Source organism: Thiohalorhabdus sp. Cl-TMA (assembly GCF_041821045.1).
Taxonomy (GTDB): domain Bacteria; phylum Pseudomonadota; class Gammaproteobacteria; order Thiohalorhabdales; family Thiohalorhabdaceae; genus Thiohalorhabdus; species Thiohalorhabdus methylotropha.
In genome coordinates this window covers 244,570-260,838 of record NZ_JBGUAW010000005.1, presented here as the reverse complement: position 1 = coordinate 260,838, position 16,269 = coordinate 244,570, and the positions used below count along the sequence as shown (strand labels likewise).

General features: G+C 66.0%; 10 protein-coding genes. 1 reads left to right on the top strand and 9 read right to left on the bottom strand.

The window, feature by feature from the left end:
- The 5 genes from ACERLL_RS08950 to ACERLL_RS08930 form a co-directional block, all read right to left on the bottom strand.
- Entirely contained in the window at nucleotides 1-1,500 is a 1,500-nt protein-coding gene (locus ACERLL_RS08950; protein WP_373655795.1) for a TIGR03016 family PEP-CTERM system-associated outer membrane protein, read from the bottom strand.
- Nucleotides 1,501-1,588: 88 nt separating this feature from the next.
- Nucleotides 1,589-2,449 carry an XrtA-associated tyrosine autokinase gene (locus tag ACERLL_RS08945; RefSeq protein WP_373655733.1) on the bottom strand — a complete coding sequence of 287 codons (861 nt, stop codon included), beginning with the start codon at nucleotides 2,447-2,449 and terminating at the stop codon, nucleotides 1,589-1,591.
- Nucleotides 2,446-4,059, bottom strand: a complete 1,614-nt coding sequence (locus tag ACERLL_RS08940; protein WP_373655732.1) for an XrtA system polysaccharide chain length determinant — start codon at nucleotides 4,057-4,059, stop codon at nucleotides 2,446-2,448. Before ACERLL_RS08940 ends, ACERLL_RS08945 begins: the two co-directional genes overlap by 4 nt.
- A 29-nt stretch (nucleotides 4,060-4,088) precedes the next feature.
- Nucleotides 4,089-4,694, bottom strand: coding sequence for an XrtA/PEP-CTERM system exopolysaccharide export protein (locus ACERLL_RS08935; protein ID WP_373655794.1), 606 nt, complete (start codon nucleotides 4,692-4,694; stop codon nucleotides 4,089-4,091).
- Between the two features lie 931 nt (nucleotides 4,695-5,625).
- On the bottom strand, nucleotides 5,626-6,342 hold the full coding sequence (locus ACERLL_RS08930; RefSeq protein WP_373655731.1) for a PEP-CTERM/exosortase system-associated acyltransferase: 717 nt from the start codon (nucleotides 6,340-6,342) through the stop codon (nucleotides 5,626-5,628).
- 521 nt (nucleotides 6,343-6,863) lie between these two features.
- On the opposite strand from ACERLL_RS08930, the gene ACERLL_RS08925 reads away from it, so the two are divergent.
- Nucleotides 6,864-7,850 carry a PEP-CTERM sorting domain-containing protein gene (locus ACERLL_RS08925; RefSeq protein ID WP_373655730.1) on the top strand — a complete coding sequence of 329 codons (987 nt, stop codon included), beginning with the start codon at nucleotides 6,864-6,866 and terminating at the stop codon, nucleotides 7,848-7,850.
- Between the two features lie 75 nt (nucleotides 7,851-7,925).
- Here the strand turns inward: ACERLL_RS08925 and ACERLL_RS08920 are convergent, their stop codons facing one another.
- From ACERLL_RS08920 to prsK, 4 genes are read right to left on the bottom strand one after another with little or no spacing between them, the layout of a single operon-like run.
- Nucleotides 7,926-9,920, bottom strand: coding sequence for a ThiF family adenylyltransferase (locus ACERLL_RS08920; protein ID WP_373655729.1), 1,995 nt, complete (start codon nucleotides 9,918-9,920; stop codon nucleotides 7,926-7,928).
- 33 nt (nucleotides 9,921-9,953) lie between these two features.
- On the bottom strand, nucleotides 9,954-12,752 hold the full coding sequence (gene prsT, locus ACERLL_RS08915) for an XrtA/PEP-CTERM system TPR-repeat protein PrsT (RefSeq protein ID WP_373655728.1): 2,799 nt from the start codon (nucleotides 12,750-12,752) through the stop codon (nucleotides 9,954-9,956).
- A 45-nt stretch (nucleotides 12,753-12,797) separates the two neighbouring features.
- Complete coding sequence (gene prsR, locus ACERLL_RS08910) at nucleotides 12,798-14,174, bottom strand: PEP-CTERM-box response regulator transcription factor (RefSeq protein WP_373655727.1); 1,377 nt, start codon at nucleotides 14,172-14,174, stop codon at nucleotides 12,798-12,800.
- Nucleotides 14,171-16,261: an XrtA/PEP-CTERM system histidine kinase PrsK gene (gene prsK / locus ACERLL_RS08905; RefSeq protein WP_373655726.1), complete on the bottom strand. Its 2,091-nt coding sequence runs from the start codon at nucleotides 16,259-16,261 to the stop codon at nucleotides 14,171-14,173. Before prsK ends, prsR begins: the two co-directional genes overlap by 4 nt.
- Between the last annotated feature and the right edge of the window lie 8 nt (nucleotides 16,262-16,269).

Sequence of the window (16,269 nt, the reverse complement as noted above, 5' to 3'; positions counted from 1 at the left end):
CTAAAAAACCTTGGTGAGCAGGAGGCTCACCGAGTTTTGCCGGTACTCTACGCCGGGCTGGTTGGAATCCCGGCGCAGGTATTGGTAATCCAGGGACGCGGTCAGCTTGCGCCGCAGCTCCCGGGCAAGACGCACCCCCAGCCGCCAGATGTCGTCATTCCTGTCACCGAGGAAGGCGAGGTCGTGGCGGTCCCAGGAGATCCGGCCGATGGCCCGGGTGCGGGGGGCGATGCGCCAGTTCATCCCTGCACCGGCCCCGTAGCCTTCCTCCTCCACGCCGGTTCGCTGGTACTCGCGGCTTTCGCCGTACCCGGAAACCCGGATCTGGGCCTTGGCGGTATGGGCGGTTACCTCCCCGTACAGGCGCTTCCGGAGGAACACGTCCTGGATCTGCAGCGAGAACGGCACCTCGACGATGACCGGATTGCCCTGTTCATCCGTGATGGTGTTCCCGGAGGAATCGGTCAGGCGGAACTGGAGCTGATCGTCCTGCACCTGCGTGGTGGTCTCGACGGTCTCCGTATAGCGGAGGAACCACTCCGAATCGGGCGCCCGATGGCGGAGGTTGACCCGCCAGGTATTACCGAAATAGCGCTCGCCGAAGGCGCCCTCCAGGGAGGTCCGCCGGGTCGGGTGGTAGCGCAGCCCCCCTTCCCAGAAGTCACTGCTGAGGTCCGTTCCCTGCTGCCGCGTTTCATAGTCGTTGTCCTCGTAGCCGCCGACCCCGAAAATTTCGGTCTTGGCCCCCAGCCGGTAGCTGAGCTCCCCCGAATAGCGCTCGAAGGTTCGGTCCGGCAGCTCCTCGAGCTGCTCCTTCTCGCGGTAATACCGCAGGCTCCATCCCAGCTCGTTAAACCGGCGCCCGCTGTTCAGGGAGCCGCTTATGGCGTTGCTCTCCGTATCGAACAGCCCGCCGCTGGCGTACTGCGTCCGGTCGTAGGTATAGCGGACCTGGCCGTTGGCGAAGCTGCCGAATTCCTGCACCGCATAGGGACTCACGCGGAAATTGGCCACGTCCGTGCGGTTCGCCGTGGGCACCAAGTTGGAGGTCGGCACCGTTCCCGCCGGCGAGATCAGCTGCTGGGTATAGGCGGCACTCGCGTCCAGGAACAGATGGTTGCGAAGGAGCTCACCGGTACCGTTGGCGTCGAGCTGATGGAATACCCCGTTGGTGTCGGGATTCCGGACGTAGAAGAGACTCTGGGCCTGATAGTCCAGGTAGGCCTGCACCCGCCTCCCCTCGCCCTCGATACCGATCCCGGGCGTGATCTGCGAGACCAAATCCCATTCCTCCTCGCCGGGAGGAGCCAGGCTGTAGTTGTCGGTGATGGTTTCGCCGAGCGTGAGCCGCGGCTCCACCACCCACTGCCCCCGGCGCTGCTCCTCTTCTCCCTCCCCGGAATCGAGCGCATCCCCCAGGGGCGTCTCCCCGAAGAGGGAGCCCCGGCCCCCGCCGGAGAAGGTTTGCCCGTGGGCGGGACCGGGGACGGCGAAAGCCACGAGAACCAACAGGGCCACTCCCTTGCTTCGCGGTTGCAGAGGCCGATGGGCAGGGCTGCGGACACAAGACCGGGGACGACGAGCGCACTCAGCCGTACTGGCCATAGTAGCCGCCGTAATAGGAGCCGCTGGAAAACCGCTCACCCTTGTTGAGGATGGAGCCCACCCACTGGCTCTCGGTGTCGAGCAAACCCATGGCCTCGTGCACCAGGTGCTGCGGCGTGCGGCCGGATTCCACAACTAGGAGCACCTGCCCCATGGCCCCGGCGAGCACCGTGGACTGGCTGGTCACCAGCAGCGGTGGCGAATCGAACAGGATGATCCGGTCCGGATACCGCTGCGAGATCTCCTCCGTTACCTGAGCCATCTGGCCGCTGGCCAGGAGCTCGGTGGCCTGAGGGTGGCGCTTTCCGGCGGGGATCAGGCTGAGGCGTGGCATGTCCGTCCGCAGCAGCGCCTCGCTCACGTCCCGGTCCGGATCTTCCAGCAGGTCCGAAAACCCGGTCATGTCCCGGCGCGCCAGCCAGCGGGTCAGGGAAGCCTCCTCCAGGTCGCCATCCACCAGGAGCACGGTGTAATCCAGCTCCATGGCCATGCTCACGGCCAAGTTGAAGGCGGTGAAGGATTTGCCTTCCCCCTGCAGGGCGCTGGTGATCATGACCATATTGCCCCGGGGCAGCGCCTGCTGCGCCTCCCGGAAGGCGTTCAGAAGCAGAGGCCGCTTGATGAGCCGGTATTCCTCCGCCAGCCGGCTCTCCGAATCGGAGGGGGTCAGCAGCCCGCGGCGACGGAGGCGCTTGTAGGGCAGCTCGATGTCCACGTCCTCCGGCGGGCGTTCATGCCGGCCGGATCGGGGCTTCTGCTCCTGGACGTCCTCAGTCTGGGCGGGGTCCATTTCCAGCGGCGGACCGCTGCCCAGCTGGTCCATTGCCTTCTCGATACTATTCATAGGGATATTCCCCACGCGCTGAGCCATGTCTCGATGGGGCCCGTTCCCCAGAAGGCAATGGCCATGGCCACCCCGTACGCGAGCAGCAGCAGGACCATCCCAACCAGGTACAGCAGGGCTTCAGTTCGTTTACGGGCCGACGTGGCCCGGTTGTTCACCTGGGATACCGTTCCCACCACCGGCAGACCGGTGGCCTCGAACAGGCTCCGACGGGAATCGAAAACGGGCCGGATCTGGGCCATGAGCACCCCGAGCACCAGACCGGCGCCCACGCTGCCGAAGAGGCCGCCGCTGACGAGCAGCGGTCGGTTGGGTGCCACCGGCTCCACCGGAACCTGCGGGGGATCCACCACCTGGAACTTCACGTCGTCGGTGCTGCGGCCCACCTCCTCGGAGATCCGCGCACTCTGCAGGCGGGCAAGCAGCTTCTCGTAGTTCTTCTTGTTGACCCGGTAGGAGCGGTTGAGCTGGGCCAGCTTGGCTTCCACCTGCGGAATGGTGTCCACCTTTTGCTTCAGGGTCTCCACCTGTTTCTCGTACTGGGAAGCCTGGCTCTTCAGCTCCGCCACCTCGGCCTTGGCCTCGGCCAGGGAGGTTCGCAGGCTCTGGTAGTAATCGTTGGTGGCCAGATTGGAGCCGGTGCTTCCCCGGCTCGCGGTCCGGCTACTGGCTGGGGCCTGCTGCGGCTGCTGGCTCTGGCGCTGCTGCTTCAGGTTCTCGATGGTGGCCACCAGATTCTGAACGTCGGGGTGCTTGTTGGTGTACTGGAGGCGCAGCTGGTCGAGCTCCTGCTGCAGCTTGGAGATGCGCTGATCCAGCTGGCTCGGGCCCGATGAGCCGGCCGCGGGCTGCACGGTGCGCTCCATGACCCCGTAGGTGGGCTTCTCTCCGGCAAGCTGCTTCTGCAGGGCATCCCGGCGCTGCTGGGCGCTCTCCAGCTTCATCCGGGTCCGCTCCAGCTTGGCCATCTTGCTTTGCAGCCGCTGGTAGTAGTCCCCCTGCTCGTTGGGCATCTCCCCGGTGTGCTTGCGCTTGAACTCCATCAGGCGCTGCTCGGCCTTCTCCAGGCGCTGCTCGTACTCCTTGAGCTTGCTTTTCAGGAAGTCCTGGGCGGCCGCGTTGTCCTCGCGGCTCTCGCCGAGGCTCTTCTCCACGAACAGGGTCAGCAGGGACTGAACCACCTGCTTCGCCTGCTTGGGGTCCGTGTCCTGATAGGAGATCTCGTAGAGATTGAGCTTGCCCGTGGCCTCCAGCCTGATCCGCTCCCGGAGCTTGTCGATCAGCGCCTCCATCTCGACCCGGTTGTCCACCGCCAGGTCCATATCGGTCATCCGGGCCACCTTCTCCAGATTGGGCCGGCTGAGGAGGGTCTTGGACATGAGGCGAAGCCGCTGCTGGGTGTTGGTTTCCACCACCATGCCCTCCAGCAGGGGCTTGAGAATGGAATGAGTATCCACATGGACCCGGGCGTTGGCCTCGTACTGGTCGGGGATGTAATACACCAGGCTCCAGGCGCCCAGCGCCACGAACCACGCCATGAGCAGGGCGGTCCAGCGGAATCGCCATACCCCACGGAGATAGGATAGAAGCTGCGAAATTGCTTCATGCATGATCGGTTACCAATCCGCCTGTAATCGAGCTAGAAATAGGCTTCGGGGATGAAAAGGATGTCCCCGGGAAGCATGTCCACGTTGGCGCTGATGTCCCCTTCACGGACCAGGTCGTCGAGGCGGACGTTGTACTGCTTGCGCTTCCCGTCGACGGTCCGCACCAATTTCGCCCGATTTCCGGCGGCAAACTCGGTGAGTCCGCCCACTTGGATCATTACGTCAAGGAGGGAAAGATTGTCTTCAAAGGGAATGGCCTGCGGCTCGGTGGCCTCTCCGACCACCCGAATCTGTCGGGTGGGGAGACCCTGGAACTGATTGACCATGACGGTCACTTCCGGCTGCTTGATGTAGGTGCTAAGCCGGTTTTCCATGACCCGGGCCAGCTGCGTGGGGGTCCGGCCGCTGGCGGTTACGTCCTCCACCAGCGGCGTGGTTATGCGCCCGTCGGGCCGAACGGGGACGGTTACGGAAAGCTCGGGATTCCGCCAGACAAATATGTTGACGGTATCTCCGGGACCGATCAGGTAGTACGGGCTCTCGTCCACCTTTTCCAAATTTTTCGGGGTGCCTTCCGGAACCCCCGGTCCGCCGCAACCGGCCACGCCCATCACGCCCAGTGGCACGAATATCCACATGAGAGTGCGGGGCACTCCAAGGCATACCTTCAAGGTTTTTCCCCTCCCCGGCCCGCAGGGCCTTTATGCAAATTTCCTTTCTTTTGGACAGTAATAACGTAAAAGACACCAACATACTCTTGGGGCGAACCCCTATCAGGCGCCATACCGGCTTTGAAACTGTAAAAATAGTTTTACAAGATCCTGAATTATTTATTCAAAAACAACTACTTGAATATTATTTTATTTTTAATAACCGCAAATTACCCCTTTTCGCACATGTCCTCATCCGCTGCAAAGAGGAACAACCGAAAAAAAGCAAATTCCGGCCCGTCGGCGCCCGGTCCGGACACCCATTCGCGCAGTACGGATGCCCGCGCCCTGCCCGGCCTTTGGGCGCAATGATGCTCCCCGGGGGCTGCCACGTGGCGGCGCGCGCCTTCGGGATGCCGGTAAAAGATTCGGAAGGGGGGAGATGTGGTGAGGCAGGCGAACCCGGGTCTGGAGATCCGGCCGCTACCCGGACCCGTCCGCAGGGACCTTTCATCGTGGCGGGAGCGCTCGGCAGGTCCGGAATGCGGGCCGAAGTAGGGGTACCATGTCCGCCAGCGGTTATCTGTCACCGCCAACAGCGGTACGGCGGCGACCGGGCGATTTTTTCTAGGTAGCCTCCCCAGCGGGTCATCCCGGCTTCAGCTACCGGAGCCCCCGTCATCCTTGCACGCGCCACGGCGCTCCCCTGAAGACCCGGCGCCGCCATCGGCGGACCTGCGGGGGAGAACGCGGATACCACAGGCAGACGTCCGGAGAGGCGGGGGGGGTATGCCCCGGGCCCATTCCGGCCGCGTACCGCATCACGAAAGCCCCGGGCACAGGCCGGGGCTATTGCGTCCGAACGAAGCCTTTCTCGCCTCCCTATGGCGGCTCCGATTTTTCCGGCGATGACCCGCGCTCAGTAGCGCGCTTCACCCGGCTTCCGGGACTCCCCCGTCAGGGGCCACATCCTTCCGCAATCGGTAATCACCTCCCAGACCTCCGGCCGCTCCTGGTGGATACCCGCCAATATCCTGTCAGCCAGCCCCCGAGTCGGTCGCCTGCGGCCGTGGTACGCCACCATGCCGCCAATGGGCTGGAAACGGATGCCGAACCGGGTGAGCAGGCGCAGCAAGGCCGGCTCCATGACCGCATACCAGTCGGTAATGCCCTGCCGAACGCTCATCTGCACGATCCCGGCGAACAGTCCGATGGTGATGTGCGGAACCCGTGTAAACCTCCTGGAAATGGCGAAGCGGGATATCTCCGCCGTGGCGTGGCGCGGCAGCTCCCAGCGCATGGAAGGACGGTGGAAGACGTCCAGGCAATGCTCCTCGATGGGGAACGGGGCATCCCGATTCTGCGGATGCGACAGAACCAGACGAACGGAACCGGCAAACTGCCCGGTTCGGCGACAGCGCACCAGGGCGTGCACGGAGCGGCCGTCGTACGGATCCCGTTCCCGCTCGTCGGGATGGGCTTCGGGCCTTTCGAAGCCTTGCTCCAGGCAATAGACCTGGTACCGCAGTGCCTGGGAAATAGCTATTCGCTCCGCCGTATCCGCCGGGACCACCTCGAACAGGGAATGAAACACCTCATAGAGCTCGTGATTCGGTACTGGACCGGACGTATGCACGTTTTACCCCCCCTTCCGGAAACCGTGAGTGCGGAATTCCGGACCTTGGAAAGCACCCGTGTTGCCATGCAACGACAGGGAAACTTATATTTTTCGAGATTTTTAATAGGAAGACTTCCGATTCACGATAAATTCCTATGAACTGTATGCAACCTACACTTTGACAAAAAGCAAAATTTACAAACCTAATTCGTTCAGTCCGGGGACCGCTCATCGCTCCTGCCTATTCGGGGCCGTAACAAATGGCCGCGACCCGCAATGATCCTTTACACTTTACACTCATGAAACGTTACCAACATTTCCTGTATTTCAATAATTTATAGAATAATTATTAATTTTATAAAACCCGGGATCCGTCATTACCATTTACACAAATCGCCGCCCTGCCAGCAGAGACCCCACTAGCGTTCTGAATTTTTGGTTTTTTGCGGCTTGGCACAGTACTGGCTACATCCGGGGCGAGGCGGGTGCCAACCAATACGGCCCCCAGTTAAGACCTGACACGATTTGGAGGAACCAGAATGAGGATCCGTAACCCTTTGCTGCATGCCGCCCTGGCCGGGCTGACCACCTTCGGTCTGACCACGGCGGGCGCGGCCCAGGCACAATCGTCCGCCCTGGATTCCATCATGCCTTCCGGGGAGGTGCTCCTGACCGACGACAGCGGGGAAAACGTCTACCGCGACGGCCAGGAGATCCAGGGCAACATTCAAGAAGGCGATGTCATGCGGGGTGCCATCGATATCACCAAGATCGAGGACGGTGGTCAGGGCACCTTCGTGAATACCACCGGCCGGCAATTCACCGCCCTCTTCCAGATGGAGGTGGCGGGTATATCGGATACCGGCCAAACCGCCGAGTACAGCGGCAATACCTATGAGGTCTGGGATTTCGAGCTCCAGAGCGCCGGCGCCGGTGCCTGGGATCCCTATATCAGCGATGCTACGGCCGATTCCCTGGGCATCGACAAGGGCCAGCTGAGCGCGCTGTTCTACGATGACTCCCTGTCCAACACCACCTTCGACCGGACTTCGGGGGATGCGGAGCAGGAGCTGATGGACGCCAGCGACGGCCAGCTGCGGGCAGCGGCGGGCTTGGTGGACTCGGATGACTTCTGGATCGCCCGGGGTCCGGGAGACCTCCAGGCCTTCCAGGACGCCGACCTGAACGAGGATGTCGGGGACTTCTTCTTCGGCGCCAGCTGGATGTACGAGAACTTCGACCGGGACTTCAGCGAGTTCAGCCAGAACCTCGGTTCCTCCGAGATCCAGAACATCGCCTTCGCCCCGGGAGGCTCCGCCAACGTCGGCCTGTACGGCGACGGTGACCTGTTCGGCCCCTCCGCGGAAAGCGGATTCGGCGTCTATAACAAGGCCAACATCAACGTGGGCCCGGAAGAGGACCAGCAGATTCCGGAGCCGGCCACGGCCGCGCTCACCGGTCTGGGCCTCATGCTCATGGCCGCCTTTGGCCGGCGGCGGCCCAGCCGCACCACCGCGGGCTGCTGAGCCCGCCGGCACTCGCCTCGTATCGAAGGCCGCCCATGGGGCGGCCTTTTTTTCGGTCCGCGCTCCGTTTCCGCTTCAGTCCGACTGCGGGCGCACCAGTTCCCACCAAGCATGCCGAACGGAGCGTCCAGGCGCCGTCCGCCTTCGCGGCCAGCCGATCCGGCCGAGGAATACGACCGAGTCCGGATCCCGGTCCGGGGCGAGCGCCTGCACGCGATCCGCCAGGGCGCGTGCCCGGGCCGGAGCCCGGGAATCCTCGGTGAAGACCGTGCCGTGGCGGCCATAATGGGCGAAGCACAGCGGCGCGAGGTTGGGATGCAGCACCAGCCCACTCCGGGTGGCTGTAAGCCAGAGGCGCTGCAGGTCAGCCCCCAGCCGCAGGAGCTGCTCGGTCTCCGCACGGCCGTTCCCCGAAGAATGGCGGCGCAGCACCAGGAAATGGGCACCGGTGAAGAGACCGGGGATCAGATCCATTTCCAGCCTCGGAATCAGAGTGCTTCCGGGCAGCCGGCTCATCCACCGCATACGGCGCCATCCCCCCAGGGCCCAGCGCATGAGCGCCGCCGTCAGGGGGTCCAGGCCGACGCTATGAGCGGGTATTCCGTCGGCACTGTTGGCCTCCGTCCAGTCCAGGACCGCCTGATGCACCCGGAAGGCTTCCGGAATCCGCAACCGGATGTCGGTGGCAAGCGCCTGGATCCGGGCGACCTCCCAGCGCTCACCAGGGGCGGCGAGCCAGCGCACCTCGAATTCCTCCCCCAGGCAGGAGGCCAGCTCCGTTTGCAGGTCCGCTCCCAGGGGGAAACGCCGGTGGGCCCGTCGATCCACGGAGCGGACCGGCAGGAAAGGCGCCAGGGGATCGGGCGCCACGCTGGCCTCTTTTGGCGCCTCGGCCTCTACCATGAGGGCGCCGCCGCTCAAGGGCCGGGAGGACCAGCGGAAGTCCCGTCCCAGCTCGGAAGCTGCCAGCCGCAAGCTTTCCAGAAGAAACCCAAGGGTCATCCGGTTCGGCAGGCTGGCGAAGTCGTAAACGGTTCCCTCCCCTTTCTCCTCCAGATATATCCGGAGGGTATCGGGCTCCTCCAGCTCGAACCGCCACGGCTGCTGGTTGTCCCCGCTGGGCGCCCAACGGGCCCGGTCCACCATGCGCTGGAGGTCCGTACGCGCCTCGGGACCGGGAACGGGGGCCGTCCTCCGCGCCTGGCGGGCAAACCGCGAAAAGACCCGATACCCGGCCCGGAGCCGTAGCTGTTGCAGGGGATTGCGGTTCCCGCCGGGGAGCCAGCCCCGGATCCACCTTCCTCGGTAAGCGTCGAAATGGAAATAGTGCGGAGCCCCCCGGACCCGTCCCCGGTCCAGGAACAGCTTGAGGGCCTCCGTTGCCGCGGCCCCGGCGCACAGATCGATGGCCATGGGGGTCGAAGGCCCCCGACCGCGCTCGAAATCCACCTGGCGCGGGTCCCTGAGATAGGTGCGATGGGGGCCGCGTGGGCTGAGGCCCGCCAGGAAGTTGACCTGCCTGCGCTCGGGCGGCTTGCCCGACAGCCGGAAGTAGTCCTCGAAGCCCATGCCGCCGGGAAGGAAGGTGAGCAGGGCGGCGCCCATGCCCAGGGGCGCGGCGGTGATCGCCGGGATGCCGAGCGCCGCGCAGCGCTGGAAAGCCCGGGCCCGGATCTCGAGGACGAAAAAATCCAGACCGTCAATGAAGAGGTCCACCCCCGCGAGGAAATCGGCGAGATTGTCCTCGGTCAGCCCCTCGGGGAAGCCCTCTATGCGCACCTCGGGATTGATGTCCCGGGCCACCTCGGTCATGACGCCCAGCTTGTCGCGCCCCAGGCGGGACATGGTGGCGCCGGCCTGGCGGTTGAAATTGGCAAGCTCGAAATGGTCCGGATCGGCGAGGTGGAAGCCCCCGACGCCCAACCGCGTCAGGGTGACCAGATGGCTGCCCCCTACCCCGCCGAGCCCGGCGATGGCCACGGTGCGGTCCCGAAGGAGCTGCTGCTCCCATTCCGTGACCCATCCGAGGTTACGGCAAAAGGCCTGCTCATAGCGGAACCCGGCACGCATCCCGGTGGCTCGTCCCTTTCGGCGCCGCCCGGCCTAGGGCTGGGCGGCGAGCTCTTTCAGCATGCCCTTCGCCTCGGCCCGGCGGGCGAACTGCTTCCCGTCCGCGAGCAGGTTCTCCAGCAGGGCGCGGGCCTCCTGCGCACGGCCCTGCGCCCGCAAAGCCCGGGCGAGGTGGACCTGGAATACCGGGCGCTTCGGGGCACGATCGGCGGCGTCGCGCAGAAGGCGGACCGCCTCGTCCACTTTCCCCAGTGCGAGCTTCACCAGGCCGGCAGTATCCAGAACCATCGGAGAGCCGGGTGCCAAATTCAGGGCCCGCTCGGCATGGCGCTCCGCCTCGTCCGGACTGCGGTCCTTGAGGATCCAGGCGAGGTTGTTCCGGGCCGCTACATTGTTCGGATGCGCATCCACCACATGCCGGAATGCCGCCACGGCCGCATCGGACTTGCCCCGCTCCAGCTGCAGGTTGCCCAGCTCCATGCGGGCTTTGGCGTCCTGCGGATGGTCCGCCAGCCATTCCCGTAGCGTCGCCAGGGCCTTTTCCGGACGCCCGGCGCGGCGCTGCAGGGCCGCCAGGCTGCGGGTCCATTTGGAGCTGGCGTGCCGATCCAGGGCCTTCCGGTAGGCGGTTATGGCGTCCTCCGGGCGGCCCTCGCTGGCCGCCAGCCGGGCGGCGCGCACGGCCACCTCCGGATGCCCCTGGTGCGCCTCCCGCAGTTTCCGAACCTGTTCACCCGCGGCGTCCAGCTGACCGGTCTCGATCAGCAATTCGGCCAGCACCAGGCGGGCTTGGAAATACTCCTCGTCCTTTTCCAGGGCGGCGCGGAGCTGGTCCTCCACCTTCCGGGGTGCACCCATCCGGGCATAGGCCTTGGCGGTGAGGAACCGCGCCCGGGCGGAGTCGGCGGCTTCCTCCGTCAGGCGCTTGAAGGTGGACAGGGCGGCGGATTCCTTGCTCAGGGCAAGCTGGGCCTGGCCGATCTCCGCCAGGAGGTTGGGCTCGGGCGGCACTTCATCCAGTCCCTGCCGGGCCGCCGACAGGGCCTTTCGGTGCTCACCCGCGTGTCTATGGAAACGGGCCAACAGGACCCGGGGCTCGGTGGCCCCGGGGTTGGCCTCGCGGGCCTTGCGCAGCGTGGAGATGGCCTCCGCGCGGTTGCCGCGCCCCGCCTCCAGCCGGGCAAGCGAGAGCAGCGTCTCCAGGTGGCCGGGATTATGCTCCAGGATCTGCCGATAGTAGCCGCGGGCCTCGTCATACCGCTCCGCCTTGGCGGCGAGCCGGGCCAGGTTGTTGCCCGCGGCGGGACTCCCCGGCTTCTGTGCCAGGGCCTCGCGGAACGCCTCCCGCGCCTTTCCGGGCTGGTCCTTGCCCAGGTAGGCCAGCCCCATGTAGAGCTCGGGCCGGATGCTCTCCGGCCGGTTTTCCTTGAACCGCTTGGCGGCCGCCAGCGCCTTGTCGAATTCCCGGGCCGCGAAATGCTGCTGGATCAGCAACATCTCCGGTAGCTTGGCCCCCGGCGCCAGGTCGATGGCCTTTTCCAGCGCCCTGGTCCCTTCGTTTCGCGCTCCCTTGTAGAGCAGTCCCAGGGCCAGGGTAGTCTGCGCCGCCGGATCTTCCGGGGCATTCTTCACCAGGCGACGCAGGTACCGGATGCCCTCCTCGGTCCGTCCGGCGCCCAGGGAGGCCCGCCCCAGGAGGGTCAGTGCCGTCTGGTCCCCGGGATTGTGCTCCACCACGCGCTTCAGGACCCGGGAGGCGGCATCGTATTCCTCCCAGCGCAGATAGATCGATCCCAGCACCTTGGCCGCCTGTTTCTGCTGCGGCGCCCGCTCCAGGAGCCGGGAAAGCTGCACTTCGGCCTGGTTGTAGTTCTCCTGGAGATAATGGGATACACCCAGGTAGAACCGCGCCGGCACATGCCCCGGGGCAGCCCGCACGGCCTCCTGGAAATCGGTGCGGGCGGCGCTCAGGTCGCCCTCCTGGAATCGGACCAGGCCCCGCCCGTAGGCGAGCCCGGGGTGATCGGGCGCAACCTCCTCGAGAACATCCAGATCGGTTCGGGCGGCCTTCGTTTCCCCATTCGCGATCCGGATCAGGGCGCGTTTCAGATGATCACCCGCGCTGTTGGTGCGATGCTCGATGGCCTGACTGTAGGCCTTCTCGGCGGCCTCCAGACGTCCCTGCCGGCGATGAATATCGCCCAGAAGGCTCCAGGCGGCGCCGGGCGCCTCTTCGGTGTCCAGGGCCCGTTCCGCCCATTCCGAGGCGGCTTCGGGATCCCCGGTGGCGGCCTCCAGCTGGGCCTTGGCCAGGCGCACCTTCCCCGAGCTCCCATCCAGGGAGAGCGCCTCCTCCACCAGGGAGGCGGCCTTTTCCGGCTCCCCCAGAGCCAGATGGGCCCGGGACCGGAAAGCGAGTACCGCGGCCCGTTCCGGCTTCGCGCTCACCTCCCCGGGCTGGACCTCCTCCAGGAGCTTGCGGGGCTGGCCCTTCAGGAGCAGCGCCTCGGCGAGCGGCATGGCCACCTTCCGCTCGGCCATGCCCAGATCCGCGGCCCGTCGCAGCTCTTTCACCGCGGATACGCCGTCTCCCAGGGCCACGTAGGTCCGGCCCAGCCGGAGCCGCGCCTCGGCGTTTTCCGGCTTTTGCTGGAGGGCGTTCTTGAGCTCGATCACCGCGGCCCGCTGGTCCCCTTCCTTCCGGTAGTGTGCCGCCCGCTCCAGGTGCTCCGCGGCGCTCATGCCGTCACCCCCGCAGCCGGCGATCAACGCGGCGGCCAGTGCTCCCGCCAGGGAGGTCCCCCGGCGCCCCTTTCGAACATACGATTCCATAGCCTCCGCTCCCCTGGATGGCGAATGCTTTCTGTTATCGCGGCATCAGGCGTTCTTGCTGGCCCGCCCGCTGCGCATCTGGTGCTTGTCCAGCAGGGCGTAGAGGGTGGGGCGCGTGACCCCGAGCACCTCCGCCGCCCGCGAGAGGTTGTTGTTGGTGTGGTTCAGGGCCCGATGGAGGGCGGTCCGCTCGGCCTTCTCGCGGATCTGGCGCAGATTGAAGGGGAGCGGCTCGGTCTCCGGGGAATCCAGCTCCAGATCCTCGGGGGTGATCCGGCCACCCTCGCACATGATGGTGGCGCGCTTGATCCGGTTCTCCAGCTCCCGGACGTTTCCCGGCCAGCTGTGGGCCTCGATGGCGTGTACCGCCTCCTGGGTCAGGCGCGGCACGGGGCGGGACTGCTCCCGGGCGGTGTGCTCCAAAAGGGAGCGGGCGATCACCGCGGCATCGCCCTCCCGAGACCGCAGGGCCGGAATGCGGATGGTCACCTCCGTGATGCGGTAATAGAGATCCTCGCGGAAATCGCCCCGGGCGAGCTGCTCCTCCAGATCCTGATTGGTGGCGCAGATGACGCGGAGATCCACCGGTATCTCCTCGCGGCCGCCCACGCGCTCCACCACTCGCTCCTGGAGGAAGCGCAGCAGCTTGGCCTGGAGGGCGAGGGGCAGATCCCCCACCTCGTCCAGGAACAGGGTCCCGCCGTGGGCGTGCTCGATCTTGCCCCGGGTCTGCCGGTTGGCGCCTGTGAAGGCGCCCTTCTCGTAACCGAACAGCTCGCTCTCCAGGAGATTCTCCGGGATGGCGGCGCAGTTTATGGCCACGAAGCGGTTGTCCGCCCGGGCGCTGAGCTGGTGGAGGCCCCGAGCCAGCAGCTCCTTGCCGGTCCCGCTCTCCCCGAGGAGGCAGACCGTCGCCTCGGAGGGGGCCACCTTCTCGATCATCTGGCAGACATGCTCCATCTGCGGGCTGGCGGCCACCACCCCGGCCAGGGGGGTATCGTGGCGGCTGCGGCTCAGCTTCCGGTTCTCCTCCTCCAGCTCGTAGACCTTGAAGGCGCGATCGACGATGACACCGAGCAGCTCCGGGTCCAGGGGCTTCTCGTAGAAGTCATAGGCCCCCATCGCAATGGCCCGCACGGCGTTCTCCCGGTCGTTGTTGCCGGTGATGACCACCACCTTGGTCCGGGGATCCAGGGCCAGGATCTCGCGCAGGGCGCGCAGACCCTCCTCCACCCCGCCCGGATCGGGGGGCAGGCCCAGGTCCAGGCTCACCACCTGGGGCTCGTACCTGCGGAGCTGGGCAAGGGCGCTCTGGCGGTCCTCGGCGATGAGCGGCTCCACCTCATCGAAGGACCAGCGCAGCTGCCGCTGGACGCCGGGATCGTCTTCCACCACTAATAGTCGGCGCTCCTTGCCACTCATCGGCCCACCTCCCTGGCCATTTCTCTGGATTCCGCGATCAATGCCTGTCCGGGGAACCGGAACCGGAAGCGGGTTCCCATGCCGGGGGCGCTGGCCACTTCCACCTCGCCCCCGAGGTCCCGTACGAACTCCCGGGCCTCGTAGGCCCCGATACCCATTCCGGTGCTCCCCTTGCTGGTATCGAAAGGCTTGAAGAGGCGGTTCCGGATAAAGTCGGAATCCATGCCGGTTCCATCGTCCTCTATGTCCAACACCAGATCTTCCTTGTCCTTATCCAAACGAACGGTGACGGTACCCTGGTCATCCGCGGCGTCCTGGGCGTTCTGGACGATGTGCCCGATGACCGCCACCAGGCGACCCCGATCCGCCACCACCCGCCCCTCGCCGCCCGGGCGCTCGTCCAGCACGGGCACGGGCCGCCGGTCGGCATGGGCCCGTACCGCCTCCCGAGCGCATTCGGCCACGTCAAGGGCCACGGGCTGATTCAGGTTGCGGCCCCCCCGGAGCTGCTCCATAAGGCGCTGCATGCGCTCCACGGAGTGCTCGATGGTCATGACGGCGTCATCGACGAACTCCGGGTTGTGCTTGTGCTTGGAGGCGTTCTGGGCCAGCAGGGAGAGCTGCCCCATGACGTTCTTCAGGTCGTGCAGCACGAAGGCGGAGAGCCGGTGGTAGGTCTCGAACTGCTGTGCCTCCCCCAGGGCTTCCGCCGCCTCCTCCTGGGCGATGTAGCTGGCCGCTTGGCGGCCGGCGGTCTTGATAAGGTCGTAGTCCTCCCAGTTCAGTGTCCGGGTGCCTGCCCGCGGCTCGCTCAGGGCCACGAACCCGATCAGGGACTCCCGATAAACGAGCGGCACCAGGAGCCAAGCCTCCGGCAGGGCGCGAAACCATTCCGGCACGGCGATCTCGCGGTACTGCTCGGGGCGCCGCTGCCACTCGCCCACCTCCAGCACCCAGCCGGATTCCTGGAGGAAACGCGGCAAGGGATCCTCGTAGGGGACGGGATCCGTGTCCGGGCGAGCCACGTGCCAGGCGGCGGTGGCCCGGAACCCCTCCTCCTCGTCGCGCTGCCAGAGCACCCCACCGCGACTCTCGACGATCTTGGCCAGGGCCCGGATCACCCGCTCCTTCAGGGGCCCGTTGTCCTCGTCGGAAAGCGTGGCGGCGAAGCGCAGCCACTCCTCGCGGTAGTCGTACTTGTAGTTGAAGAAGTGCTTGCTGAGGAATACCCGCGCCTGAGCCCGAAGCTGGCCGGAGAACAGCAGGGTCGCCAGCAGGATCCCGCCCCCGAACAGGAAAACCGCCTGGACGGTCCCGCTCCACATGCCGCCGTAGACCCGGATGGAATAGCCGACGCCGGCCATGACCAGCATATAGAGCCCGGCCCCCACCAGCGTCGCGGTATGCAGGACCATGCGGCGCGAAACGTACACATCCAGGGACCAGTCTGGGTTGCGGGCCGCGGAAACCGCCACCAGGGGCACCACCAGTGCGTTCACGCCCCCGCGCGCGGCCCAGAGGTCCAGGTCCGTGTGCTGGACCAGGAGGCCATCGGCGAACAGGAAGAAGTCGTAGGCGAAAATGGCCCCCACACCCAGGCAGAGGTACTTCACCGCCCAGCGGCTATCCGTTCCCGTATTGCGCAGGATCTGCTCGATCAGCAGCAGGCCGAACACCGCCAGCAGGATGCCGGTCAGCAGGGACAGGCTGGAAAAGGCCTCCATCCCGGCCCACTGCCAGAGCCAGGGTCCCCAGGCCCCGCCGGCGAGATGAAGCAGAGGCAGGCCGGCGGCCGCGATCGCCAGCCCCCGAAACAGGCGGACCCCCGCGACCCCCTTCAGGAGCCCCACCAGAAAGGCGAACCAGAGGCCGTAACGCAGGGAGTCGGCGAATACCACGGCGGCCGGCCCGGCCGAAGCCTCCCAGGCGGACCAGGCCATGAGGGCGGCCCACAGGGTATTGCCCGCGGAGGCGGTCAACAGCAGGGTCCCGGCTGGGCGCCCCCGCCAGCCGATGGCCAGGACCACGGTCAGGGCCAGGAAGGCCGCCGCGCCCGTCAGATAGCTCAGGGCCGCGATACTAGCCATGCCGGAAA

Bases quoted from the DNA above. Each gene is read 5' to 3' on its own strand.
- ACERLL_RS08945 (WP_373655733.1), bottom strand. From the start codon at position 2,449: ATGAATAGTATCGAGAAGGCAATGGACCAGCTGGGCAGCGGTCCGCCG.
- ACERLL_RS08940 (WP_373655732.1), bottom strand. From the start codon at position 4,059: ATGCATGAAGCAATTTCGCAGCTTCTATCCTATCTCCGTGGGGTATGG.
- ACERLL_RS08935 (WP_373655794.1), bottom strand. From the start codon at position 4,694: ATGTGGATATTCGTGCCACTGGGCGTGATGGGCGTGGCCGGTTGCGGC.
- ACERLL_RS08925 (WP_373655730.1), top strand. From the start codon at position 6,864: ATGAGGATCCGTAACCCTTTGCTGCATGCCGCCCTGGCCGGGCTGACC.
- ACERLL_RS08920 (WP_373655729.1), bottom strand. From the start codon at position 9,920: ATGCGTGCCGGGTTCCGCTATGAGCAGGCCTTTTGCCGTAACCTCGGA.
- prsT (WP_373655728.1), bottom strand. From the start codon at position 12,752: ATGGAATCGTATGTTCGAAAGGGGCGCCGGGGGACCTCCCTGGCGGGA.
- prsR (WP_373655727.1), bottom strand. From the start codon at position 14,174: ATGAGTGGCAAGGAGCGCCGACTATTAGTGGTGGAAGACGATCCCGGC.
- prsK (WP_373655726.1), bottom strand. From the start codon at position 16,261: ATGGCTAGTATCGCGGCCCTGAGCTATCTGACGGGCGCGGCGGCCTTC.